Source organism: Erythrobacter sp. JB3-1, from assembly GCF_057364995.1.
In genome coordinates this window covers 2,134,395-2,157,390 of the sequence record NZ_CP200289.1, presented here as the reverse complement: position 1 = coordinate 2,157,390, position 22,996 = coordinate 2,134,395, and the positions used below count along the sequence as shown (strand labels likewise).

Below are 22,996 nucleotides of genomic sequence, written 5' to 3'. Positions count from 1 at the left end.
CGCAGCTTCTACATTGCAGCCATAAAATGACGGCAGACTTTGCTCGCCAAGCGAGCTTCTTATCTGAAGCGGCAGAAACGTGCTCACACCTCGCCACATATACGTATATGAAGAAAGGTGGGGGGTTCTGTTGCTAGGCCCCCCGGGCCCCCGGAATCCGCTTCTGTTGCCCGGTGGGTCCAACCGCGCTTTAGCTTTGTAAATTCAGGCCGTTAAGCCGTCACATTACGCTGCGATTGCGAGTGCTTCGTTATCGTTTGCACTTATAAAAATGAGCCTTTTACGGGGTTTCTCAACCCGGGCAAAAACTACGCCTTTCAACACACGTCGATCCTAGTTCGGCCCCGTCAAAAACCTCGTGAAAACCGAGAGTTATGGTGGAGCCGCCGGGTACTGCCCCCGGGTCCGTTGCATCTATTATACGCAGCAATTTATCGCCATATCCCGCAAAAACGGGCAGGACCTATATAGACCCTGCCCGCTTAATGTGAAGTGTATGCTTATTTGTGGCAGTCTAAGCCACCCGCTCCCTCCACCCTTCCACCCGGAGCCTACCGGGATACCATCCGGTTGGAAGGGTGGAGGGTACGGGTGGCTTGGCAAGCTCGGGACCGAAGTCCCGAGCGCACCCAAACAACGACGCCTTACTTTTTCAGCGCGTCACGGATTTCTGTGAGCAAGTCGATCTCGCTTGGACCTTCCTCTTCCGCTGCCTCTTCTTCTTGCTTTTCAAACTTCGCTTTTGCTTTTTCAGCGTAGCGAACCAGCAGGAAGATGATGAAGGCGAGGATCACGAAGTTGATCACCGCAGTGACGAACGCGCCCCATGCGAGAACATTGGCGCCCGCCTCGCGCGCCGCTTCTAGGCTCATGCCTGCGTCGACTTCGCCCGACAAGACGATGTATTTGTTGCTGAAATCAACATCGCCGAAGATCAAGCCGACGATCGGCATGATCAGATCAGAGGTCATCGATGCGACGATGACCGCAAATGCGCCAGCGATAATGACCGCAACGGCCAATTCCATGACGTTGCCTTTGGCGATAAAATCTTTGAATTCTGAAAACATGTTATTTTCTCCCTAGACCCGAATTCACCCGCTATTTCGCAGCAAATTCAGCCCTTGCCAAGCGCCCTGAGCCGTCCGTCCACCGCTTGAAAGCGAGCTTAAGTGTGCTATATCTATAGTACAGGACACACTTCTTGATGGTGCGCGCGCCGATCTGGCTGCGCGAGGGAAAGGGACATTCATGGATTTTAGGAATATTCGCCGCTTTGCGCTGGTCGCGGCCGCTTCTTTGGGTCTCGCTGCTTGCGGCATCAACTCGGTTCCCGCCGCTGAAGAAAATGCGAAGGCCAAATGGGCTGATGTCGAGGCTCAGTTTCAGCGCCGCGCGAATCTGATCCCCAACTTGGCCGAAGTCGCTCAAGGTGCTGCTGAAAATGAGCGCGCCATCCTAACAGAAGTAACCGAGGCCCGCGCGAAAGCCACCAGCGTGAATGTCACGACTGATGATCTTGCCGATGGCGCGAAGATGGAAGAATTTGCCGCCGCGCAAAGCCAGATGAGCCAAGGGATTGGCCGGCTGCTCGCCAGTTTTGAAGCCTATCCGCAGATTACCTCAACGCAGGGCTTTATCACCTTGCAAAGCCAACTTGAAGGCACGGAAAACCGGATCGCTGTTTCACTGCGTGATTACAACGAAGCGGTGCGCCAGTATAACACCACGATCCGCACCTTCCCCGATACGATTGGCGCGAACATCATCCACGGCGCAGAGCCGCTGGTGCCATATTCTGCGACGACGGAAGGCGCAGAAGAAGCGCCAGAGCTGGACCTGACGTCAGACTGATCGCCGCAATGTTTCGCCCCATCCTCACCGCTTTTGCGGCGTTTCTTGCGCTGCTTGCGAGCCCTCTGGCAGCGCAAGAATTTCCTGAGCTGACCGGGCGGGTTGTTGATGCGGCGGACATTATTCCCGCCGATGTCGAGGTTCAACTCAATGCCCAGTTGGAGGCGTTAGAGACGCAATCTCAGCGACAGCTGGTGGTCACCACCATCCCGGACCTCCAAGGCTATGACATCAGTGATTTTGGCTATCGATTGGGCCGAGAGTGGGGCCTAGGCGATGCGGAGCGCAATGACGGCGCACTTTTGATTGTTGCGCCCAATGATCGGAAGGTGCGGATCGAAGTTGGCTATGGCCTTGAAGGTTATTTGACTGACGCCCTGTCCTCTTTGATCATTCAGAACCAGATCATCCCGCGCTTCAAGCAAGATGATTATCCCGGCGGCATCGTCGCAGGGACAAATTCGATCATTCAGCAATTGCAATTGCCGCCCGACGAGGCCGCACTGGTGGCGCAGCAGGCCAATCAATCGCGCCAGCAGAGCCAGAACGATGGCGGTTTTCCATTTGGTGCTCTGATCTGGCTTGGCTTCATGTTCTTCTTCTTCGTCCTGCCAATCTTGCGAGGCAGGGGACGACGCCGCAAATATCGCGCGAAAAAGGGCAAAGGTCCTTGGGGGCGACGCGGTGATGATCGTGATTGGGGCGACACTGTCGGCGACATCATTCTATGGGAAGTTGGCAGCGCGATCGTTCGCGGCGCAATGAGCGGCGGCGATGACTGGGGCGGCGGAGGTGGCTTCGGAGGTGGCGGCGGCTTTGGCGGAGGGTTCTCCGGCGGCGGCGGTTCATTTGGAGGCGGCGGCGCCTCTGGGGGATGGTGATCGATGAGCTACCTTACTGAAGCGCAGCACAAAATTATCTCGGATGCGGTCGGCGAAGCGGAGCTTACAACCTCCGGCGAGATCCTGACGGTCCTCGCAGACCGGTCCGACGGTTATTCCGATATCTCGTTGTTTTGGGCAGCCGCGCTGTCATTCACGGCGATGAGCCTATTTGCTGCTCTGCCCCAGCCTTTCCTGGACTTTTGGGACACTCTGATTGGCGGATGGGGCCATGAATGGAGCACAGGCGAGCTGGCCAGCATGACAATCGCGCTCGGGCTCATCACATTTGTGGTCGCTTGGGCGGCGCAATTGTGGGATCCGCTGCGCTTTGCGCTGATCCCTGGGCCGGTCAAAACCGCGCGTGTCCATGGCCAGGCGGTCAAACATTTCAAAGTCGGCGCAGAGGCCCGCACCCATGGCCACACCGGCATCCTCATCTACCTATCGATGCGCGAGCACCGCGCGGAAATCGTCGCAGACCAACCGATTGCCGAGAAGGTCTCGGCCGAAATCTGGGGCGAAGCGATGGCCGATATGCTGGTTGAAATCAGACAGGGCCACATCGCCGAGGGCATGGCCGCTGGCGTGCGTGATGTTGGGCAAGTGCTGTCCGAGCATTTTGAGCGCGCCGACGATGACGAGAACGAGCTTCCCGACCGCTTGATCGAAGTCTAAGCATAGCCGCCATGAGCGCTGACACCCCCGGATTCGAAATCCCTGAAACTGCCGACCTTATTCGCGATACGGACGCGGACAAGCCCGAAGAGGTCATGTGGGAAGGCAAATTTATCACCGCCAAACGCCGCGGCCGGTGGGAATATGTTGGCCGTTCACGCGGTATCCGCGCCGCAGCGATCATCGCCATCGACACAGACCCGAGCGGCGAGCCCCACGTCATTCTGGTCAGCCAATACCGCGTCCCGCTCGGTCAGTTCTGCCTTGAGATCCCAGCCGGCCTAGTTGGCGACGATGAGGGCAAGCAAGGCGAGGCCGCAGAAGAGGCGGCGATGAGAGAGCTCGAAGAAGAAACCGGCTACACCGCTGAACGCATGGAGAACCTGGGCGAGTTCTATTCCTCACCCGGAATGGTGAGCGAATGCTTCACTCTGCTGCGCGCGCATGGCCTCAGAAAGGTCAGCGCTGGCGGCGGCACCGATAGCGAGAATATCATCCCCCACCGCGTTGCGCTGAGCGAATTGCCGCGCTTCGTTGCCGACTGGCGAGCAGCCGGGCACGGGGTCGATGTGCGAATATCCCTGTTCATGATGAGCGGGCTTCTGACAGCATAAATTACTTGAGAGGATTGATGACATGCCAACCAACCGCCCCGGACGCGTAGAGGGTAAGCTCGCATTGGTAACTGGCGCGGCGCAGGGCCTTGGCCGGGCGCACAGCATGCGCCTTGCTCAGGAAGGCGCGCGTGTATTGTGCACCGATATCAATGGGCAAGGCGCGCAGGACACCGCCGCTCTAATCAATTCTGAAGTCGGCTCTGGCCATGCTTTTGGCATCACCCATGACGTAACCGACCCGCAAGCGTGGGAAGCCGCGGTCGATGCCGCTCGCGAAGAGCTGGGCGGTCTCAACGTGCTGGTCAACAATGCCGGAATCGGTGTCGCGGGCAATATTGAGACATGCGATTTCGACGATTGGAAGCGCTGCTTCTCGATCAATGTCGATTCCATCTTCCACGGCTGTCAAAAGGCTTTGCCGCTGATGCGCGAACACGCGCCCGGCTCGATCATCAACATCAGCTCAATCGCGGGTCTTATCGCGAGCGACACGATGCCAGCCTATAACGCGTCCAAAGCGAGCGTTTGGATGCTGTCCAAGTCGATCGCGCTCCACTGCGCGAAGAAGAACATGCAAATTCGCTGTAACTCGGTGCATCCGACCTTTGTCGACACGCCGATCCTTGATGGAACGGCGCAGCATGCCGGGATCGAAAAGGATGTGCTGCTGGATAAGCTCGCGCGGCAAATCCCGCTGAAGTTTGTGGGCGAACCGAATGATATCGCCAATGCGGTGCTCTATCTCGCCAGCGACGAAAGCCGCTTTATCACCGGAGCGGAAATCAAGCTCGACGGCGGTATCTCAGCGATGTGACGGGTGACGGGGCTTTCTGCTCGTTGCGGCAAGCCCCCTTATGCTCAAGTCCAGATACAAAAAGAGGGGCCATTTGGCCCCTCCCGGTTTGTTTAAGTTCGATACGCAGCGGTCCGAAAAACCGGGTCATCTGCTTGTCGTCGCTGCGTATCAGTCGGCAATCAGTCCAACTGCAATGTAGATCGGAATGGTCAGGCCAAAGCCGAGCAGTGTTGCGGCTACAAAGCCAATCCGAACGATGATGGGATCGATGCCGGTATAGTTTGCGATGCCGGCGCTAACGCCCATCAGCTTGCCATTGTGCTTATCCAGGCGAAATCCAGCGCGCGGCGGCTTGCCATTTGGCGAGTTGGTTACGTTGTTCATGCCATCACTCCAAGTGCAAGTGCAGGAGAGGCTGGGACAATGGCCGTGGCCATGAATACAGCGGAGATTGCGAGGGCCGAGACGGCTGCAAACACGCGGCTGCTAAGGTCAATTGAAGCGAACATTTTGATTGGGTTTCCTTTGGTTAGATTGATTGGTTGGTTGCGGTCTGATTAGAAGATCATGCGAACATTCCGGGTGAGCCGGGGACAATCGCGCTGGCCATTACGATGGATGAGATTGCGACTGAGAAAGCGGCTACGATCAGGCGGGAGGCGATGTCGTTGCTAAACATGAGTGTGGTCCTTTTGATGAAACGCTCGGCTTGGAATTAAGCGAACAATTGTGGGCTGGCTGGGAGGATCGCTGTGGCCATGAACACTGCCGAGATGGCGAGTGAGAAAGCGGCGGCGAAGAGGCGGTCTGAAGTATCGGTAGCGAACATTGTTGGTCTCCTTGGTCTTTGTTTCGTTCCTGGTGAGATTGTCTCACTGGATGCCAAACACTCTGCAGGAGCCGTGCCAAACTCGAAAAACGTCGGAATTCTGCCGTTTCTGGAATTTACAAGTTTTAACTTCACGTTCATCAAACCGAAAGGTTGGTAATTTTCACCATCTATTGGGATTTAGATTTTTGGGTGGATTTTCATGGCCATTCTGCGCGCCCATGCTAACCCTGCGCGCTCTATGGCGCTCGAGAAGATTTCCCTCGAAAATTTCCGCAACCATGCGGGCAGTGAGCTTTCAAAGACCGCCAAGTTCAACCTCTTGGTCGGCGACAATGGTGCTGGCAAAACCAATATTCTAGAGGCGCTATCGCTGCTCAGTCCGGGGCGCGGCATTCGGCGGGCAGCTCTCACCGAGCTTGCTCGGCAGCATGCTGAAGGCCCGAGCGCTGGCGGATTTGCGATTGGTGCGAGCCTGACCGAGCAAGGCCTCGTCAGCGCGCGGATCGGCACGTATGTGGAGCCTGACCAGCCGCGCCGCCGCCTTGTGCGGATCAATGGCGCCGATGCGAGCGCCAGCGCGCTCAGCGAATGGCTGGCGATTTCATGGCTGACCCCGGCGATGGACGGCCTGTTCATGGATTCGGCCGGCGCGCGCCGCCGCTTTGTCGACCGTATGACGCTGGCGATAGAGCCGGGCCACGCCAAATCCGTCTCGCAGCCGGAAACTGCTCTACGCGAACGCAACAAGCTCCTCGAGGAACGCGGCGATGCGCGCTGGCTTGATGCGATTGAGGCTCAGGCCGCTCAGCACGGCGCAGCCGTTGCGGGCAATCGCATGGCCCTTATCGAGGCGCTGGGCGTGGAGCTGTCCGCCCTTCCCGCTCAGCCCTTCGCCCGGCCCGTCCTGACATATCGCCCCGGCGGCCCCATGGAACCACAGGCTTTGTGCGATGAGCTTGGCCGTCAACGCGGGCGCGACAGAGCCGCTGGCCGCGCGCTCACCGGGCCGCACCGTGATGAACTCGATGTAGTTATGGCGGGCTCCGGCCAATCCGCCGCCTCGTGCTCAACCGGCGAGCAAAAAGCCATGCTGATCGCTATCACTTTGGCGCACGGCGTTCTGGCCGCAGAGGGGCGGCCATCGGTGCTGCTGCTGGATGAGGTCGCCGCTCACCTTGACCCAGTGCGCCGCGCGGCCCTGTTTGAACGTCTGGGGCAAGGCCGCGCACAGGTCTGGATGACCGGAACGGAACTATCGCCCTTTGAAGAGATCACAGCAGAGGCCGCCATCTGGCAGGTGAGCAAAGGAACCCTAGAGCGGCTTTAGTTCGCCGCGCTGCTCGCTTCCTCATCCTGCGGCAAAGCGGCGGAGACCTGATCCAAAGTCGCTGCGACCAAGCGGTCAATCCCTTCCTCGGTCGGATGAATCCGGTCCGATTGGAACAGATCCGGCTCTTGATAGATATCCTCCAACCAGAACGGGATCAGCGCCGCGCCATATTCGCGCGCAAGGTCGCTATACATGCCATCAAATTCAGCCTGATATTCCGGGCCATAATTGGGCGGAGCGCGCATACCCATCAGCAGAACCGGAATCTCACGCGCCTTTAACTCATCCAGCATGGCAACAAAGTTCGCCCGCGTTTCATTCGGCTCGATCCCGCGCAGCAGATCATTCCCGCCCAGCTCCAAGATAAACAGGTCCGGCTTTTCCTCCTGCGCATCCAGCGTGAAAGAAAGCCGCTGCTGCCCAGCAGAACTGGTGTCGCCTGAAATGCCCGCATTGGCGACCACCGCATTGATACCGGCTGCGCGCAAAGCGTCCTGCAATTTTGCAGGATAACTATCGTCCTTGGCAACATTGTAGCCAGCGAACAGGCTATCCCCAAACGCAACAATGCGCCGCTCTGGGCCTTCGACGGGAACTGGAGTGCCCGCTTGTGGGTTAGCAGTGGGACTATAACCGCTGCCTGCGCTAGCAGCAGCCGTATCAGGAGTCTCACTGCCACATGCCGCCAGAGCCAGCATCAGCAAGGGTGCTGCCAGTTTTAGCGGTTTCTTCGACCAAACGCTGATGCGCATCTATGAGCCTCCGACTTCAGTATCTTGTTTGCAACCCACCCCTATGCCATCTGGACCCTGTGAAAAACCCTTCTCTCGCGATCTCCGCACGTAGCCTTAAACTCACCCTCGGTTCGGCCCAAGCGCCGGTCAATATCCTGCGCGGTATCGACCTAGACATTGCCACCGGCGAAGTCGTTGCACTGCTCGGCCCATCCGGCTCTGGGAAAAGCTCGCTTATGGCAGTGCTTTCCGGACTGGAGCGCGCCACCAGCGGCAGCCTCGAGGTGGCAGGCGAGGACTTTGCCAACCTTGATGAGGACGGCTTGGCGCGCGCTCGGCGCGGACGGATCGGGATCGTGCTGCAAGCGTTCCACCTGCTCCCAACCATGACGGCGGCAGAAAACGTGGCCACCCCGATGGAACTGTCGGGCGGCGAGCATCCTCGCCAGCGTGCCGAAGCGGAATTGCAAGCGGTTGGCCTCGGTCACCGCATCGGTCACTACCCAACGCAATTGTCAGGCGGTGAACAACAACGCGTAGCCATTGCCCGCGCCATCGCGCCCCGCCCAAGCCTGATCTTCGCGGATGAGCCAACCGGCAACCTCGATGCGGCGACCGGCCAAGAGATTGTCGAACTGCTGTTTGAGCGCCGTGCAGAAACCGGCGCCACTCTGCTGATCATCACCCACGATCCGAAGCTCGCCGAACGATGCGAGCGGGTGATCACTATGGCAGATGGCGTCATTGCCTCTGACACCTCGAACGCCCCCGGAGTCTCTGCCGCGTGAGCGCTGCGGCAACTTCAGCCACGCTTTCTTGGGGTGGAGCCTGGCGGATCGCCCGGCGCGATCTCAACGCGCGTTTTCGCGGCCTGCGACTGCTGCTGGTGTGCATATTCCTAGGCACAGCCGCTCTCGCCGCAATCGGCACACTAACGGCGGCGATTGAGCGCGAGCTAGAGTCCAACGGGCAGGAACTGCTCGGCGGCGATCTCGAAATCGAAATTTGGCAGCGCAGCCTCAATGCGGAAGAGCTCAGCGCGATTGGCGAATATGGCGAGATCTCTGGCGGCACCCGCCTGCAAGCTATGGCATCCAGCGGCGAAAATGCGGCGCCGATTGAGCTGAAGGCGGTCGACCAGAAATGGCCGCTCTACGGCACGCTCACTCTAAACGATGGCAGCACGACCGGCGCACCAACGGGCAATAATGCCTATCTCGGCCAAGGCGCGATGGACCGGCTCGACATTACTGTCGGCGAAACCTTCCGCGTTGGCACGGTCGATTTGGTCGCTGCTGGCGTTATCGAAAACGAGCCTGACCGCTTGTCAGAAGGCTTTCAATTGGGGCCGACGATCATTGTCGCAGAGGACGTGCCGGGCCGTGCGGGCTTGCTGGAGCCGGGCTCCCTTTATGAAAGCAAATACCGCGTCGCCTTCACCAACCAGGCGCGCGACCCCGGCGAGGTTGAAGAAGAACTGACTGAAGCCTTCCCCAATTCCGGTTTTGATTTTCGCACCCGCGACCGCGCCTCGCCCGGCGCAGACCGCTTTGTCCAGCGCATGAGCGACTTTCTTACACTTGTCGGCCTCGCCGCCTTGGTGATTGCCGGGATCGGCATTGCAGGGGGCGTCTCGTCGTACCTGGAAGCTCGCAGAAGTAGCATCGCGACGCTCAAGGTGCTTGGTGCCTCGTCCGCCGACATTGTCCGCATATACGCCATGCAAATCGCGGTCGCCGCGCTGATCGGCAGCGCAGCCGGGCTGACCGTGGGCGTGTTGGTGACCCCTGTGCTAGGCGCTGCTCTTGAGGGCTTGCTGCCGGTAGAAGCTGGCTTTGTGATCGAGCCTGCACCGCTGCTGCTCGCGGCCGCCTACGGCTTGCTGGTCGCTTTCGCCTTTGCCGCAGCGCCGCTTTTGCGGGCGCGCACATTCCCGGCGATGGCGCTGATGCGCTCCAGCACCCCGCTGTCGAACACCGATTGGCGGCCGCTGCTTTGGACGGGCGGAGGCATTGCAGCCGTCTGTATCTTAGCGCTAGTCAGCACCAATCAGCTGGTTTTGACCGCTGGCTTCCTATTTGGCGCGGGCGGCGCTTTGCTCGCGCTTGGAGCTCTAGGCATCGCAATCCAGAAGCTCGCGCGCAGTGCGCCCCGGCCCAGCAATCCGCTGCTGCGCAGTGCGGTCACTAATCTCCACCGCCCCGGCGCACCAACCGGCTCTTTGGTCACTGCGCTTGGCTTTGGCTTGGCCGCCTTTGTCCTGCTGGCCGCTGTTCAAAGCGCGATTGACGGCAATATCCAAAGCCGCGTGCCCGCAGAAGCGCCTGACTACTTCGTACTCGACGTGCCGCGTGAGGGCGAAGAGACCTTCCGCGGCCTCATCGAAGAGCAGTTCCCCGGCTCCGATATTCGCACCGTTCCGACCTTGCGCGGCTCCGTCCTGGCCTTTGGTCCCGAAGGCGCGATGCAACGCGTCGCGGACCTTGAAGAAATACCCGAGGGCGCATGGGCGCTGCGCGGTGAGCGCGGCCTCACCTATGCCGACGAATTGCCAGTCGGTAACAGCCTGACCGAAGGCGAATGGTGGGACGAAGGGCATTCCGGCGACCCGCTGGTGTCGATCGACGCGCAATTGGCCGAGGGCGCTGATCTTGGCATTGGTGACAAGCTGACCATCGGCGTGCTCGGCATTGAGCGCACCGTCACCGTCGCCAATATCCGGGAGATCGATTGGGAAAGCATGGGCTTCAACTATGCTCTCGTCTTCTCAGAAAATGCGATTTCCGACGCCCCGCACAATCTGGCGGCCACCATTGAATTGCCCGCCTCTGCTGGCGATGAAGGGCGCGGTGAATTGCTGCGCGCAATGGTACGAGAGTTCCCATCAAGCTCCGTCGTCGAGGTCAAGGACGTGCTGACAGAAGCGCGCACAATCCTGCAGCAAGTTGGTCTTGCGACCTTGGCCGCCGCCGCCGTCACGGTTCTCGCGGGACTGGCCGTGCTGATGGGCGCGATTGCCGCTGCACGGGCCGCGAGAATGCGAGACACCGTCATCCTGCGCGTCCTCGGCGCGAGCCGGAAACAAGTGCTGTTGATGCGGCTGGCGGAATATGGACTGCTCGCCGGCCTATTGGCACTCGTCGCACTGGGCCTTGGCTCGGCGCTCGCTTGGGTGATCATCACTCAATTGTTCGAGTTCGACTGGCTGCCAAATTGGGGCGAAGTGCTGAGCGTGCTCGGCGTCGGCCTGTTTATGGTGCTGGCCTTCGCTCTGGGCGGCTCTCTGCCGCTGCTAAGAGCAAAGCCAGCGCAGGCACTGAGAGAGCTTTAGGCAAAGAAAAAGGGAGCTTGCACAAGGCAAGCCCCCTTTCAAATTTGTGAAGTCTTACTCGAAGACCGAAGAACTGGTCGGATTCTTCGGATCTGGACCAAAGCGGTTGGGTCCTGGCGTACCCGGCAGGCACATAAGCACCAGAAACCCTATACTGGCCAAGAAACCAACAATCGGGATCAGGCTTGCGACCATAATTCCGAGATACCACCAACCTGACATGTCGCGATCGTGCAAACGGCGCACAACGACAGCGATTGAAGGGATTAAAATCGCCAAAGCGTAAATACCAAACAGGCCAAAAAGCAGAGAACTTACCATCCCGCCTCCAGACAGCGCATTCTCAATCGCTGCTGCTTCAGCCATTGGATCCCCGCTAGCGCCCGCTGCGAAAGATGCCGACATCATCGAAAAAACGAACGGGCCGACCAGCACCGTGCCGATGATCAGGTTGAGAAGCGCGAACATCCAATATTCTTTGCGCCGCGAGCGCCCCTGAAAATCTGCATAGCGTTTCAGCGGCAAAATCATCCATTCCATGTAAGTGATCCCCTCAAGTTTAGCTTAGCCCCGGACCTGCGGGACGCGCACTATTTGCACCATACCTAGGTAATAAGCGCAATGAAAAAGGGGCCCGCAATCGCGAGCCCCTCTTTTTAATGATCGTGTCTGTCAGGATCAGAACTTGAAGCGTACAACGCCGCCATAGGTGCGCGGCGCGTTTGGATAGCCTGAAACCGTTCCAGCCTGGGCGACGCCATCAAAGATCGTCAGAATGAAGCGTTCATCGAGCAAGTTCCGCCCGAAAACACCGACCTCAAGACCATTATCAAGTGCAAGAGTAATCGAGCCATTGACGAGATTGACCTCGCGGCGGAACTGAGTTGTGTCCCCAAACGTCGGTAGACCATTTAGAATATCGACGTTGCTTTCATGATTGTAGTCAATCCGGCTCGTCAACCGCGCACCGCTATCCCATTCATGGGTGTAGGTGGCTGATGTCGAAAGTGTCCAAGCCGGGATACCAGCCGGACGCTGTCCGGTAAGATCACCCAATGGACTTTCCTCGAAGCTGTCGAAAAACGGGTCTAGATGCGTCACAGAGAAAGTGAAGAGCAAGCCGTCGGTTGGATTGATATTGGTATCGAGTTCAAAACCACGCACTGACTGTTCACCAGCATTATTGAGCTGGAAACCCGTGCCGGTGAAGAGAAACGACTGGAACCCTTCAATTGTCTGATCGAACACAGCAAAGTTGAAGCCAAAGCCGTCAAACTGGCCTTTTATTCCAAGCTCAAACACTTCTGCTTCTTCTGGCCCGGCAAACCGCGAACCCGTGCCTAAATTAGGCACTGCTAGGCCAGCATCCCGAATCGGTGAAGACGGTGCCAAGATTGCAGAGCCGCCTGCACCAGGGATGAAGTCACCGAAAGCCGGGCGGCTATCACGCGACAAGTTCACCGAACTGGCTTTGAAGCCTGTAGCATAGCTAGCATATGCGTTAAGCTCCGGAGTAATATCCGCAGCCACACGCAACGTGTACGAGAAATCGCTGTCGCTGGTGCTAGATTGCTCAATTCCATTAGGTATATTCAGGAAAGGTGGCTGGAACTGGAACGCTGAGAATCCCAGAAGGCCATTGGGCACCAAACCTGGCACTGGACTGAGATCGAGACCGTCTGGGTTGCCGAGTGCTGCAGCGATAACCAATGGTGCCGCAGGATTGTTGGCTTGGAAATCAGCAAATTGTACAGGGTCAGTAGCGTCGATCCCCAGTGGAGCAAGGGCGCCAACGAGGAAAGCGTCAACTAGGTTAACCTGACCCAGCTCATCAAACGAAGTCTGGCTTAGTGCAAAATCCTTCTGATCATCAGTGTAGTTAAAACCAGCGGTAAATACGAGACCGTCGACGGGCTCAAAATCTACCGTCCCAAAGATCGAGAAAGACTGGTTGTCCAGCGAATAGGCCTCTGTTGTGAGAGGGCCAGCGGAGAAAATTTCGCCGACTGGAATGCCGAGACTGAACGGCCCGCCATCTTCAATCAGACCGAAGGTTCCAAGGCCACCGGCAAGCAATTCGAAAAATGGACGTGCCGAAGCCCCGGTATCAAGCTGACTATTTTGAGTCACGCTTTCATCGAAGTAAAAACCACCGAGCAAAAAGTTGATTGGACCGTCGAAATCCGATGCCAAACGGAATTCTTGTGTGAATGTTTCAACCTGCTGATCGCGAATTTCGCTCACGATGTCAGCGCTGGTAAAATCCACATCCTGATTCACGAAATTCCGTAGCTCGCGATAGGCAGTGATCGAAGTTAAAGTAAGCGCGCCAATGTTCCACTCAGCATTGATCGATCCGCCGTAGTTATCGACTTCATTGACCGGGACCTGACTAAGGAACGTCTCGTCGCTGAAGAAGTCGGTGTTTAGAGCACCGCCTACACCAAACACTGCAGGAGCGGTTGGGCCAGCCACCAACGTATTCACAGTGCAGCACGATTCGTCGATACGCGAGTAATCGAATTGGGCGCGAATGCTAACATCTGGGTTTGGTTCAAACAGCGGCTGCCCGCGCGCATTCCAACGGTTGCGATCGTTCAGGTCAGCATTGTTCAAATTGGTGATTTCAGCGAAACCATCGCGGCGATTGTAGCTGGCATCGACTGCGAATGCGATATTCTCAGTCAACGGCCCAGTCACATCACCCTTGACCACTATAGTATCGAAATTGCCATATACCGCTTCAACAGAACCGCCAAATTCGAATTGTGGTTCCTGTGTAACAACATTGATGACGCCAGCCGACGCGTTCTTGCCAAACAGAGTTGATTGCGGACCACGCAGAACTTCAATGCGCGAGATGTTAGATAAATCGCCGAGTGAGCCAATCGAGCGTGAACGGAATACACCATCGACGAAAACGCCAACCGAAGGCTCAATGCCGAAGTTGTTATCGCCATTTCCGAAACCGCGAATAATAAAGGTCGTGCTGGATGAGTTCTGCGGCTGACTGACCCGCAATGACGGAGTAACGGTTTGAAGGTCTAGAATGTCACGGATCTGCGCATTATCGAGCGTCTCTGCGGAAGTTACTGAGACAGAAACTGGCGTCTCTTGCAACGTTTGCTCACGCTTGGTTGCGGTCACAATGATTTGATTGCTGCTAAAGTTTTCTTCCGCCTCAGGAACTTCAGCATCTTGCGCGGCAGCCATCGTTGGCGCGCCAAGTGCAATTGCTGCCGCACCTGTCATAAGGGCAAGACGTTGTAGGCCGGCAGAACCGGTCGAAATCGAACGCATAGGAACTCCTCTCCAAAAATTCAGGCAGGCCGTATCTCCAAATACGTTAATATCCCTGCCAATCCCGCGTACAGATAGGGCAGTGCCCGCGGTGCCACAAGCGACAAACCCCACTAAACGGTGGGTTGCAACAGCCAGTGTGGCATCGGCGACACAGTGCAAAATTGCTGCAGTGCAATGACTTTTCACGCCCCAATCGCTTGCCGTAACGGCGAGCCTGCGCTAGGCGCGCCAGCAATGCTGCATCGCAGCACATGTCTTACTATAAAATAGGCGGTATTTTGGGGCGTCAATTTGTCGCCAACACCCGCCAATTTCATGTGTTTCTGGCCACCCGGCTTTGCCCCGGGCCTTTATTCGAAAGCGTTTTTCAATGTCCGCCTCTCAAGATCGCGCCTTGCGCAACATCGCCATCATCGCGCACGTCGACCACGGCAAAACCACTTTGGTCGATCAACTCTTCCGCCAGTCCGGCACTTTCCGTGAAAACCAGCGGATCGAAGAACGGGCTATGGATTCCGGCGATCTGGAGAAAGAGCGCGGCATCACCATTCTCGCGAAATGCACCAGCGTTGAATGGGACGGCGCCAATGGCGAAACCACCCGCATCAACATTGTTGACACCCCCGGTCACGCCGACTTTGGCGCCGAGGTTGAGCGTATTCTCAGCATGGTCGATGGCGTGATCCTGCTAGTCGACAGCGCAGAAGGCGCCATGCCGCAAACCAAATTCGTAACCGGCAAAGCGCTGGCACTCGGCCTGAAACCGATCGTTGTCGTCAACAAGGTCGACCGTCCTGATGGCCGCGGGCAAGAAGTCTTGGACGAAGTATTTGATCTGTTCGTCTCGCTCGATGCGAACGACGAACAGCTCGACTTTCCGGTGCTATTCGCCTCAGGCCGCGACGGCTACGCCAGCGAAGATCCAGAGGCCCGCGAAGGCACCCTCGCCCCGCTGTTTGAGCGCATCATCGCGCATGTGCCAGCCCCTGGCCTCGACACCGACGGGCCGTTCAGCTTCCTCGCAACGCTGCTTGACCGCGATAACTTCATGGGCCGCGTGCTGACTGGCCGTGTTCAATCGGGCAGCCTTAAGGTCAATGATCCGATCCACGCGATTGATGTCGATGGCAATGTCGTCGAGGTTGGCCGCGCGACCAAGCTGATGAGCTTTGACGGTCTGGAGCGCGTTCCGGTTGAGAGCGCGGAGGCTGGTGACATCATCGCGCTTGCGGGGCTTGAGAAAGCGACCGTTTCGAACACCATCGCTGACCCTGCGGTGAAAGAGCCAATCGCTGCACAACCAATTGACCCGCCTACCCTGGCAATGCGTTTTGCCGTTAACGACAGCCCGCTGGCAGGGCTTGAAGGCAGCAAGGTAACCAGCCGGATGATCCGCGACCGCCTGCTGCGCGAGGCAGAGACCAATGTTGCGATCCGCATCACTGAAAGCGACGACAAGGACAGCTTTGAAGTCGCTGGCCGCGGCGAGCTGCAGCTCGGTGTTTTGATCGAGACTATGCGCCGCGAAGGCTTTGAGCTGGGCATTTCGCGCCCGAAAGTGCTGTTCCGCGAAGAAGATGGCCAGCGCATGGAGCCATATGAGACGGTCGTCATCGACGTGGATGACGAGCATTCCGGCACCGTTGTCGAGAAAATGCAGAAGCGTAAAGCCGACCTCACCGAAATGCGCCCATCTGGCGCGGGCAAGACGCGCATCACCTTCTCTGCCCCCTCGCGCGGTCTCATCGGCTATCACGGTGAGTTCCTGTCCGACACGCGCGGCACAGGCATTATGAACCGCCTGTTTGAGAAATACGGCCCTTACAAAGGTGCCGTTGGCGGCCGCAATAACGGCGTCCTCATCTCCAACGGCAATGGCGAGACCAACGCGTATGCGCTCAACATGCTTGAAGAGCGCGGCGAACTGTTCGTGGGAGCAACCGTAAAAGTCTATGAGGGCATGGTGATCGGCGAAAATGCGAAACCAGATGACCTCGAAGTCAACCCGATGAAGGCGAAGCAGCTCTCCAATGTTCGCTCATCAGGCAAGGATGACGCAATCCGCCTCACGCCACCCCGGCGCATGAGCCTTGAGCAATCGATTGCTTACATCGATGACGATGAAATGGTTGAAGTGACGCCGGAATCCATCCGCCTTCGCAAGTCTTCATTGTGCCCACATGAGCGCAAAAAGCTGAAGCGTAAAAAAGATGCCGCCTGATCTGTTGCAGTTTTGCTACAGCTCGGGAGTGCGCGACCAAATCCACTTAACTATCTGTATTTAGCTAGTTTTCAAAATAGGTTCAGGAATCAAAACTGAATTTGCGCATTCGTTTGTGTGAAAATTTGCATCACGAAACCTGCGGACTCTTCCCTTCGCTAAATCTGCGCGTATTAAAGCAGGCGAGAGAGAGGAGACCCCCTATTATGAAAAGCTCTAAGACTTTGTTCAAACTGTCTTGTGCGATTGCCGCCATTGGTGCGGCAACGCCAGCTCTTGCGCAGCAGCAAGAGACAGTGACCAGCGACAACACAGCCGTGGAAAGCGGCGATGATAACGAGATTATCGTCACTGGTTCATTCATTCGCCGTCAGTCTCAGGCTGACCTGGCATCCCCATTGGCCACCGTTGATAGCGGCGCGATCGCAGATATCGGCGCGCAAAACATTGGTGAGATCACTCAGTCGCTGACAATCAACAGCGGCGCACAAAACAACCCGGACGCCTTCACCCAAGGCGGCACGACCGGCACCTCAAACATCAACCTGCGCGGCCTCGGCGTTGCTTCGACACTGATCCTGCTTAACGGCAAACGTCAGACTTTGTCGGCATCGCCAACCAACGACGGCATCAACTTCGTCGACACCAGCTCGCTGGTTCCGCTGATCGCGGTTGAGCGCGTGGAAATCCTGAAAGACGGCGCATCGTCGCTTTACGGTTCTGACGCGGTTGCCGGCGTGGTGAACTTCATCACCCGTGACGATTACGAAGGCCTGCTGGTCTCTGGCGAATACACAGAGCACCTCAGCACCGGCAATTACAGCGAATACAACATTCAGGCGCTTGCTGGCGCTGAATTTGGAGACCTCAATCTGGTTGCTGCGGTCAGCTATGTTGACCGTTCACCGCTCACCACCGCTGAACGCCGCCTGTCGGTACCAGCCAACGACACCTCAGCGCTCGGTAACCCTGGTGCGTTCTTTGGAGTGCCAGGCGCTCCGGCTGGCGCACCGACGTTCGATCCGGGCTGTGCGGATGCCGGCGGCACACCATTGCCTGCAAGCGCCGCTGCGGCTCCGCTGCTGCCGGCTGGCATCGGCTTTTGCGGCTTCGACTTTGGCGAGTTCTTCAACCTAGTCCCAGACGAAGAGCGCCTGACCGCTTACGTCTCGGCCAAGGCAGACCTTTCTGCCTCGGTCCGTTTCAAAGCAGAGGTCAGCTACGCCGACAATACGGCGCGGCGCGGCAACTCGCCAACCTTCCCGTTCTTGCAACTTGGCCAAGCGGTTGTCCCGACCTTCAACCCAAACAACCCGTTCGGCGCGGACGTCGTATTCTTCGGCCGTGCAAGTGGTAACGGCGGAGAAGTTTCACCCGCTCTGTTTGAATCGCAAACCCTGCGGATCTCCTCCACATTGGAAGGTGATTTTGAATCCGGTCTGCTTTCGAACGGTCGCTGGAACGTAAACCTAACGTTTGCGGACAATGATTTCACCGGAAACACCGAAGACACTGTTCGTGACCGCTTTGCTTGCGCACTGCGTGGTTTCAACGCGGTTCCAGCGTTCAACGCCGCAACCGGCCTTGATTGTACTGCGTCCAACCCGTTCCTGACGGCTAATGGCGCCGCAATCCCTGCCGATGGCACCTTCTTCAACCCATTCGCAACAGCGCTTGCAGGCGGTGGTAACACCAATGCAGCTCTGCTCGATTACATCACCGAATTCTCGGTTTCTAACCGTGATGCGGAATTGTTCGTGGCAGAGGGTTATGTCTCGGGTGAGATCGCTGAATTGCCAGCGGGGCCAATTGGTATCGCCATCGGCATGCAATATCGCGAACAGCGGATTTCTGCGACGTTTGACGATATCTCAGAAGCAGATGGCTTTGCATTCTTGATCGGTGAGCAAGCATTCTCCGGGGCGCAAGATGTCTATGCGATCTTCGGCGAATTGGCCGTTCCAATCACCGATTGGGCTGATCTTCAGCTGGCTCTGCGCTTTGAAGATTACGGCACCGATGGCGGCGACACACTCGATCCAAAGATCGCTTTGCTGCTGCGTCCGACCGATTGGATCTCACTGCGCGGGTCGTTCTCGACCTCGTTCCGTGCGCCATCGACCTTCCAACAGCAAGGTCAGTCGACCACGCTGCAACAGGTCTCCGACCCACTTGCTGGCAATGCTTTTGTGGCCGTCCGTGCGGTTGGCAACCCGAACCTCGTTCCAGAGGACTCAACCGCTTACAACCTGGGCTTCACGCTCCAACCAATCAGCGGCCTTGAGATCAGCGCAGACTATTACAATTTCGATTTCCAAAACGCGATTGTCCAAACCTCTGCGCAGGCTCTGGTGAATGCTGATCCAAACGGTCCGGACATCATCCGCAGCCCGGCTGGCACGATCATTCAGGTCAACAACAGCTATGCGAATGCCGCCAGCGTCGAAACATCAGGGATTGATTTCTCAATCCGCTATGCAATCGACGTGGGCTCTGCTCGGGTCACTCCAAGTTTCGAAGGCAACTACGTCCTCAGCTACGATCTGCAGGAAACTGTGGGCGGACCTGAAATTGACGGCACCGGAAACCGCAACTTCACCAATTTCGGTTCACCAACGCCGGAATTGCGCTTCAACGCTGGTCTCCAGTTTGAAGTGGGTGCACATTCCCTCAACGTCTTTGGCCGTTACATCGACAGCTATCTCGACGATCAAAACGGCGGAGCAGACATCGACAGCGATTTCCGTGTCGACGTTCAGTACAGCCTCGCGATCAACGAGCTGTTTGACCGTGACAAGGCCGTCACGCTGACCGCTGGTGTTCGCAACGTCTTCGGTGTGACCGCGCCTAGCGTGGCCACCAATGGCGGTTTTGACAGCCGGGTTGCTGATCCGCGCGGCGCCGTTGGCACCGTCGGCCTAGTTGCTGAATTCTAAGACTGAATTTGTTGGCTGAGCCTTGGCTTAGTCCAGCTTAAGACACACACTGGAGCCCCGGACGCCTAGCGCGCTCGGGGCTCTTTCTTTTTGCGCGAGAAAAAATTTTACCTTTTTTGTAACCAAGCCCTTGGTCGCTGCGAACTTCATCATAATCCGTCGGCAATTCTGCCGATAATCCGTTTTGGAGATCACGAAAATGATGCGTTTCTTTGCCCTTATCGCTGCGATTGGCGCCATTGCCATTGGTGCGATGCAACTCTCTGCCAAGTCTGACACGGCCGGCTGGCAGACCTATGACGCGGCAGAATTTGCCATGGCGCAAGGCAAAGGCAAGACCATTGTGGTTGATGTCTATGCCGACTGGTGCCCGACCTGCCGCGCTCAGGCCCCGATCCTCGACGAGCTGCGTAGCGAAAAAGCAAGCGCGAACGTACAATTCGTCAAAGTAAACTTCGACGATGAAAAGGCGTTCCTGCGCAAGCATCGCATCCCGCGTCAGTCGACCGTTCTCGTGTTCAAAGGCGAAAAGGAAGTTGCCCGCACCATCGCGGAAACGAACCGCACTCGTCTGCGCAGCGCCATTCTAAAGGCGCTCTAATCCACTGCGTTTGCGCGCGGCCAATGCCGCGCGCGCGCATCACTGAAAGCTGAAGGCAATGCCATGCTAGGCAGCACGCTCTTATCTTTTGTCGCCGGTCTGGTGACGATCCTAAACCCTTGCGTGCTGCCGCTGGTGCCGATCTTGGTCGCATCAGCTCTGGGCAAGAGCAAGTTTGGCCCCCTCGCCTTGGCGGCGGGTCTGGTCACCAGCTTCACCCTGTTTGGCTTCACCGTCATCGCGTTTGGGTATTCCATCGGGATCAACGAACAGGCCATCCGCCTGTTCGCTGGCGCTTTGCTGGCGGTGGCGGGCGTAGTTCTACTGGTTCCGCAAGCGCAGGTGGCGATCAGCGCTGCCGCCGCGCCAATCTCAAACTTCGGCAATCAGCGGCTTTCCAAACTAAGCGGCGACGGCGCTGGCGGACAGTTCGCCATCGGCCTGCTGCTCGGCATCGTTTGGGCTCCCTGCGTTGGCCCGACGCTGGGCGTCGCGATCGCAGCGGCCAGCCAAGGGCAGGACTTGCTCGCGAGCTTCTTCATTTTCTTGGTCTTCGGATTCGGCGTCGCAACCTCGATCCTAGCCTTCGCTTATGGCTCACGCAAAGCCATGGGAGAGCGCCGCAAGACGATGATGACGCTGGCGAAATACGGCAAGCCCCTGTTTGGCATCACGCTGCTATTAGTTGGCGTCATGGTGCTCACAGGCTTCGACAAAGTGATCGAGATTGCTCTGCTCGATGCCCTGCCCCAAGGCTTGATTGAGTTCACGACGCGCTTCTGAGTAAGGACTGCTGCCCAGCCCGCGCGTACCCCCTCATCGCTAGCCGTCCCTAGACCGCCAACGCACACCTTTCTATGCTCGCCCATCAGAACCGTGATGGAGGGCAAGATGGCAGATACAGACGAGCCGCGGATTACCGGCCTTGGCGGCGTGTTCTACGTTGTCGAAGATCCGGCGGCGACGCGCGAATGGTACCGCGACACTTTGGGTCTGGACGGCGAATATGGGCCGCAGCTTGCCTGGGCCGAGGAACCCAAGACCAATCCATATTCTCTGATCAGCCATTTTTCCGACGGCACATATATCAAGCCCGGCAAGAACGGCTTTATGATCAACCTGCGGGTGAACAACCTCGATGGCTTCGTCGCCAAGCTGAAGAAGAAGGGCGTAAAAATCCTCGATACGGCTGATGAAGGATATGGCAAATTTGCCTGGTTGCTCGATCCCAATGGCATCAAGATCGAATTGTGGGAGCAAGTGGCGGACGAATTGCCGTAGGCCTGCAGCCGCTGTCCCCAATTCTGCGCTAAGGCAACTCAACCCTACGGCGGGCTGCATGGGCGTGTAGTCCCGTGGATTGGGAAAGCCAGTATGGTTAGCGCATTGTTAACCATATCTGCGGCATGCAGGCGGGACCATGAAACGCACCTCAGCTTCTAACAACCTTCCGCTTAGTCGCAAACCCAGTTGTGCATTCGCCATGCGCGCGTTGATCCTGGCCGCTAGCGCGGCCGCTCTGGCGGGCTGCGGCATCTTGCCCTCCTCAAATGGTACCCCATCGCGCACGGGCAGCAAACCGCCCGTCAGCTCAACGCAGGGCGACATCTCAAACCGCGCCGCTGACCGCACCTGCTTTGCCCAGCTCAGCGCATCGGGCGTCCGCTTTGATCCTCTGCCAGATGCCTACGGGGCGCCCGGTTGTAGCAAGCTGGGCACTGTGCAGCTCTCAGCCTTGGCGGGTGACCGCTCCCGCTTTGAGATCAGCAATATCGGCCCGGTGCAATGCCGCACAGCCAGCGCCTTTAATGGATGGGCTAGGTTCGGCGTTGACCGAGCAGCCCGGCAAATTCTGGGCAGCGGACTAGAGCGGATCGAGACTATGGGATCGTACTCATGCCGCAATGTCGCTGGCACCTCGCGCCGCTCCGCCCATGCCCGCGCAGAGGCAATCGACATCTCCGGCTTCGTCTTGAAAGACGGCCGCCGCATCAGCGTGCAAAGCGATTGGTCGCGCGGCAGCGCAGCGGAACGCGAGTTCCTGAGGGTGGTGCACAAGAGCGCCTGCAAACGCTTCGGAACGGTCCTCGGACCCGATTACAACCGCGCGCACGAAGACCATTTCCACGTTGAGGGCACAGACGGCAGCTTCTGCCGCTAAGCCGACTGGATTAGCGACTTAGAAAGCGGCAGCCACTGGCGTCTGGCAACAGCCCAGTGCCCTTCGCCGCGCCTATTCGACCGGCATCTCCGGCTCCAGCTTCGCCTCTATCTTCAAGCGCACAGCCTCGGCTGCATGTCTTGCACCCAGCTTGGTCATCATATTTGCGCGGTGAATTTCAACGGTGCGCGGGCTGATGTCGAGTTCTCTTGCGATCACCTTATTGCTGCTGCCCTCGGCCAGCCAATTGAGCACTTCGCGTTCCCTGTTTGAAAGGCTGGAAATGCGGCTGCGTGCTTCGATCATGCGGCGACGCGCCGCGCCGAACACTTCGGCCTCTTTCTCAATGCGCGTGAGGCAGCGCGAGAACCGTTCTGGGTCGAGCGGCATGGATAAATAGTCGAGTGCACCGGCCTTAATCGCCTCTACAATGCGGCCCGGTCGCGGCTGCTCTTCAACCGCGATCAGCGGCAGCCAAACGCCCAGCTTGCTGAGCCGTTCGAGGATCATGGCAACACCGCCTTCCTCGATCGCATCGCGAGCAATTATGATCCCATCTCGCGGCGGATGCGCCGAAAGATCACTCAGATCGCCATAGACTTCGCAGTGGTGCCCTAAGGCGAACCCTGCGCGAGACAATTCCGCCCTATGACGGCTGGAAGAGTCGATGAAGTGGAGGATGGCTTTGCGTGTCATTCATAATGAATGCGCACTTCCCCAT

General features: G+C 57.7%; 22 protein-coding genes and 1 other RNA gene. 14 read left to right on the top strand and 9 right to left on the bottom strand.

The features are described from left to right. Positions 1 to 152: 152 nt before the first annotated feature. Positions 153 to 496, bottom strand: a transfer-messenger RNA (tmRNA) gene (ssrA, locus tag AC0V6M_RS10165). Between the two features lie 148 nt (positions 497 to 644). Then, the gene (mscL, locus tag AC0V6M_RS10160) at positions 645 to 1,070 is read right to left on the bottom strand and encodes a large conductance mechanosensitive channel protein MscL (protein WP_486138690.1); all 426 of its coding nucleotides are present in this window, start codon (positions 1,068 to 1,070) and stop codon (positions 645 to 647) included. 181 nt (positions 1,071 to 1,251) lie between these two features. On the opposite strand from mscL, the gene AC0V6M_RS10155 reads away from it, so the two are divergent. The 5 genes from AC0V6M_RS10155 to AC0V6M_RS10135 are packed head-to-tail and all read left to right on the top strand — an operon-like array spanning position 1,252 to position 4,844. Next, the gene (locus tag AC0V6M_RS10155; protein WP_486138689.1) at positions 1,252 to 1,854 is read left to right on the top strand and encodes a LemA family protein; all 603 of its coding nucleotides are present in this window, start codon (positions 1,252 to 1,254) and stop codon (positions 1,852 to 1,854) included. Positions 1,855 to 1,862: 8 nt separating this feature from the next. Further along, positions 1,863 to 2,735, top strand: coding sequence for a TPM domain-containing protein (locus AC0V6M_RS10150; protein WP_486138688.1), 873 nt, complete (start codon positions 1,863 to 1,865; stop codon positions 2,733 to 2,735). 3 nt (positions 2,736 to 2,738) lie between these two features. Beyond that, the gene (locus AC0V6M_RS10145; RefSeq protein ID WP_486138687.1) at positions 2,739 to 3,413 is read left to right on the top strand and encodes a TPM domain-containing protein; all 675 of its coding nucleotides are present in this window, start codon (positions 2,739 to 2,741) and stop codon (positions 3,411 to 3,413) included. Between the two features lie 11 nt (positions 3,414 to 3,424). Beyond that, positions 3,425 to 4,027, top strand: a complete 603-nt coding sequence (locus tag AC0V6M_RS10140) for an NUDIX hydrolase (RefSeq protein WP_486138686.1) — start codon at positions 3,425 to 3,427, stop codon at positions 4,025 to 4,027. Between the two features lie 22 nt (positions 4,028 to 4,049). Continuing rightward, the gene (locus AC0V6M_RS10135) at positions 4,050 to 4,844 is read left to right on the top strand and encodes an SDR family oxidoreductase (protein WP_486138685.1); all 795 of its coding nucleotides are present in this window, start codon (positions 4,050 to 4,052) and stop codon (positions 4,842 to 4,844) included. A 150-nt stretch (positions 4,845 to 4,994) separates the two neighbouring features. Here the strand turns inward: AC0V6M_RS10135 and AC0V6M_RS10130 are convergent, their stop codons facing one another. The 3 genes from AC0V6M_RS10130 to AC0V6M_RS10120 form a co-directional block, all read right to left on the bottom strand. Next, positions 4,995 to 5,210 (bottom strand): PspC domain-containing protein, encoded by a 216-nt coding sequence (locus tag AC0V6M_RS10130; RefSeq protein ID WP_472642717.1) that lies wholly within the window; start codon positions 5,208 to 5,210, stop codon positions 4,995 to 4,997. Beyond that, positions 5,207 to 5,335 (bottom strand): recombination protein F, encoded by a 129-nt coding sequence (locus AC0V6M_RS10125; protein ID WP_486138684.1) that lies wholly within the window; start codon positions 5,333 to 5,335, stop codon positions 5,207 to 5,209. The genes AC0V6M_RS10130 and AC0V6M_RS10125 overlap by 4 nt, the downstream gene beginning before the upstream one ends. A gap of 206 nt (positions 5,336 to 5,541) precedes the next feature. Beyond that, positions 5,542 to 5,655 carry an enoyl-CoA hydratase gene (locus AC0V6M_RS10120; protein WP_486138683.1) on the bottom strand — a complete coding sequence of 38 codons (114 nt, stop codon included), beginning with the start codon at positions 5,653 to 5,655 and terminating at the stop codon, positions 5,542 to 5,544. Between the two features lie 241 nt (positions 5,656 to 5,896). Between AC0V6M_RS10120 and recF the strand changes: the two genes are divergently transcribed. Continuing rightward, entirely contained in the window at positions 5,897 to 6,985 is a 1,089-nt protein-coding gene (gene recF, locus AC0V6M_RS10115; protein ID WP_486139610.1) for a DNA replication/repair protein RecF, read from the top strand. Here the strand turns inward: recF and AC0V6M_RS10110 are convergent. After that, the gene (locus AC0V6M_RS10110) at positions 6,982 to 7,740 is read right to left on the bottom strand and encodes an arylesterase (protein WP_486138682.1); all 759 of its coding nucleotides are present in this window, start codon (positions 7,738 to 7,740) and stop codon (positions 6,982 to 6,984) included. The two genes, recF and AC0V6M_RS10110, sit on opposite strands and share 4 nt — an antisense overlap. Positions 7,741 to 7,799: 59 nt before the next feature. On the opposite strand from AC0V6M_RS10110, the gene AC0V6M_RS10105 reads away from it, so the two are divergent. Continuing rightward, positions 7,800 to 8,510, top strand: coding sequence for an ABC transporter ATP-binding protein (locus tag AC0V6M_RS10105; RefSeq protein WP_486138681.1), 711 nt, complete (start codon positions 7,800 to 7,802; stop codon positions 8,508 to 8,510). After that, positions 8,507 to 11,053 (top strand): ABC transporter permease, encoded by a 2,547-nt coding sequence (locus tag AC0V6M_RS10100; RefSeq protein WP_486138680.1) that lies wholly within the window; start codon positions 8,507 to 8,509, stop codon positions 11,051 to 11,053. Before AC0V6M_RS10105 ends, AC0V6M_RS10100 begins: the two co-directional genes overlap by 4 nt. 54 nt (positions 11,054 to 11,107) lie before the next feature. On the opposite strand, the gene AC0V6M_RS10095 is transcribed toward AC0V6M_RS10100, so the two are convergent. Together AC0V6M_RS10095 and AC0V6M_RS10090 are read right to left on the bottom strand one after the other, a co-directional pair. Further along, the gene (locus AC0V6M_RS10095) at positions 11,108 to 11,593 is read right to left on the bottom strand and encodes a DUF805 domain-containing protein (protein WP_486138679.1); all 486 of its coding nucleotides are present in this window, start codon (positions 11,591 to 11,593) and stop codon (positions 11,108 to 11,110) included. Between the two features lie 138 nt (positions 11,594 to 11,731). After that, a complete protein-coding gene (locus AC0V6M_RS10090; protein WP_486138678.1) occupies positions 11,732 to 14,353 on the bottom strand; it encodes a TonB-dependent receptor in 2,622 nt (873 codons plus the stop codon). 373 nt (positions 14,354 to 14,726) lie between these two features. Here AC0V6M_RS10090 and typA point away from each other — a divergent pair, with 373 nt between their 5' ends. From typA to AC0V6M_RS10060, 6 genes are all read left to right on the top strand, one after another. Then, the gene (gene typA / locus AC0V6M_RS10085; protein WP_486138677.1) at positions 14,727 to 16,577 is read left to right on the top strand and encodes a translational GTPase TypA; all 1,851 of its coding nucleotides are present in this window, start codon (positions 14,727 to 14,729) and stop codon (positions 16,575 to 16,577) included. A gap of 206 nt (positions 16,578 to 16,783) precedes the next feature. Continuing rightward, entirely contained in the window at positions 16,784 to 19,513 is a 2,730-nt protein-coding gene (locus AC0V6M_RS10080; protein ID WP_486138676.1) for a TonB-dependent receptor domain-containing protein, read from the top strand. Positions 19,514 to 19,712: 199 nt separating this feature from the next. After that, on the top strand, positions 19,713 to 20,114 hold the full coding sequence (locus AC0V6M_RS10075) for a thioredoxin family protein (RefSeq protein ID WP_486138675.1): 402 nt from the start codon (positions 19,713 to 19,715) through the stop codon (positions 20,112 to 20,114). A gap of 63 nt (positions 20,115 to 20,177) precedes the next feature. Further along, entirely contained in the window at positions 20,178 to 20,897 is a 720-nt protein-coding gene (locus AC0V6M_RS10070) for a cytochrome c biogenesis CcdA family protein (protein WP_486138674.1), read from the top strand. Positions 20,898 to 21,005: 108 nt separating this feature from the next. Next, positions 21,006 to 21,395, top strand: a complete 390-nt coding sequence (locus AC0V6M_RS10065; RefSeq protein WP_486138673.1) for a VOC family protein — start codon at positions 21,006 to 21,008, stop codon at positions 21,393 to 21,395. Positions 21,396 to 21,597: 202 nt separating this feature from the next. Then, on the top strand, positions 21,598 to 22,275 hold the full coding sequence (locus AC0V6M_RS10060; protein ID WP_486138672.1) for an extensin-like domain-containing protein: 678 nt from the start codon (positions 21,598 to 21,600) through the stop codon (positions 22,273 to 22,275). Positions 22,276 to 22,347: 72 nt separating this feature from the next. Here the strand turns inward: AC0V6M_RS10060 and AC0V6M_RS10055 are convergent, their stop codons facing one another. Next, complete coding sequence (locus tag AC0V6M_RS10055) at positions 22,348 to 22,971, bottom strand: response regulator transcription factor (RefSeq protein WP_486138671.1); 624 nt, start codon at positions 22,969 to 22,971, stop codon at positions 22,348 to 22,350. Positions 22,972 to 22,996 lie beyond the last annotated feature (25 nt).

Excerpts from the sequence above, each read along its gene's own strand:
- mscL (WP_486138690.1), bottom strand. The coding sequence starts at position 1,070 with ATGTTTTCAGAATTCAAAGATTTTATCGCCAAAGGCAACGTCATGGAA.
- AC0V6M_RS10155 (WP_486138689.1), top strand. The coding sequence starts at position 1,252 with ATGGATTTTAGGAATATTCGCCGCTTTGCGCTGGTCGCGGCCGCTTCT.
- AC0V6M_RS10150 (WP_486138688.1), top strand. The coding sequence starts at position 1,863 with ATGTTTCGCCCCATCCTCACCGCTTTTGCGGCGTTTCTTGCGCTGCTT.
- AC0V6M_RS10145 (WP_486138687.1), top strand. The coding sequence starts at position 2,739 with ATGAGCTACCTTACTGAAGCGCAGCACAAAATTATCTCGGATGCGGTC.
- AC0V6M_RS10140 (WP_486138686.1), top strand. The coding sequence starts at position 3,425 with ATGAGCGCTGACACCCCCGGATTCGAAATCCCTGAAACTGCCGACCTT.
- AC0V6M_RS10135 (WP_486138685.1), top strand. The coding sequence starts at position 4,050 with ATGCCAACCAACCGCCCCGGACGCGTAGAGGGTAAGCTCGCATTGGTA.
- AC0V6M_RS10130 (WP_472642717.1), bottom strand. The coding sequence starts at position 5,210 with ATGAACAACGTAACCAACTCGCCAAATGGCAAGCCGCCGCGCGCTGGA.
- AC0V6M_RS10125 (WP_486138684.1), bottom strand. The coding sequence starts at position 5,335 with ATGTTCGCTTCAATTGACCTTAGCAGCCGCGTGTTTGCAGCCGTCTCG.
- AC0V6M_RS10120 (WP_486138683.1), bottom strand. The coding sequence starts at position 5,655 with ATGTTCGCTACCGATACTTCAGACCGCCTCTTCGCCGCCGCTTTCTCA.
- recF (WP_486139610.1), top strand. The coding sequence starts at position 5,897 with ATGGCGCTCGAGAAGATTTCCCTCGAAAATTTCCGCAACCATGCGGGC.
- AC0V6M_RS10110 (WP_486138682.1), bottom strand. The coding sequence starts at position 7,740 with ATGCGCATCAGCGTTTGGTCGAAGAAACCGCTAAAACTGGCAGCACCC.
- AC0V6M_RS10095 (WP_486138679.1), bottom strand. The coding sequence starts at position 11,593 with ATGGAATGGATGATTTTGCCGCTGAAACGCTATGCAGATTTTCAGGGG.
- AC0V6M_RS10090 (WP_486138678.1), bottom strand. The coding sequence starts at position 14,353 with ATGCGTTCGATTTCGACCGGTTCTGCCGGCCTACAACGTCTTGCCCTT.
- typA (WP_486138677.1), top strand. The coding sequence starts at position 14,727 with ATGTCCGCCTCTCAAGATCGCGCCTTGCGCAACATCGCCATCATCGCG.
- AC0V6M_RS10080 (WP_486138676.1), top strand. The coding sequence starts at position 16,784 with ATGAAAAGCTCTAAGACTTTGTTCAAACTGTCTTGTGCGATTGCCGCC.
- AC0V6M_RS10075 (WP_486138675.1), top strand. The coding sequence starts at position 19,713 with ATGATGCGTTTCTTTGCCCTTATCGCTGCGATTGGCGCCATTGCCATT.
- AC0V6M_RS10070 (WP_486138674.1), top strand. The coding sequence starts at position 20,178 with ATGCTAGGCAGCACGCTCTTATCTTTTGTCGCCGGTCTGGTGACGATC.
- AC0V6M_RS10065 (WP_486138673.1), top strand. The coding sequence starts at position 21,006 with ATGGCAGATACAGACGAGCCGCGGATTACCGGCCTTGGCGGCGTGTTC.
- AC0V6M_RS10060 (WP_486138672.1), top strand. The coding sequence starts at position 21,598 with ATGCGCGCGTTGATCCTGGCCGCTAGCGCGGCCGCTCTGGCGGGCTGC.
- AC0V6M_RS10055 (WP_486138671.1), bottom strand. The coding sequence starts at position 22,971 with ATGACACGCAAAGCCATCCTCCACTTCATCGACTCTTCCAGCCGTCAT.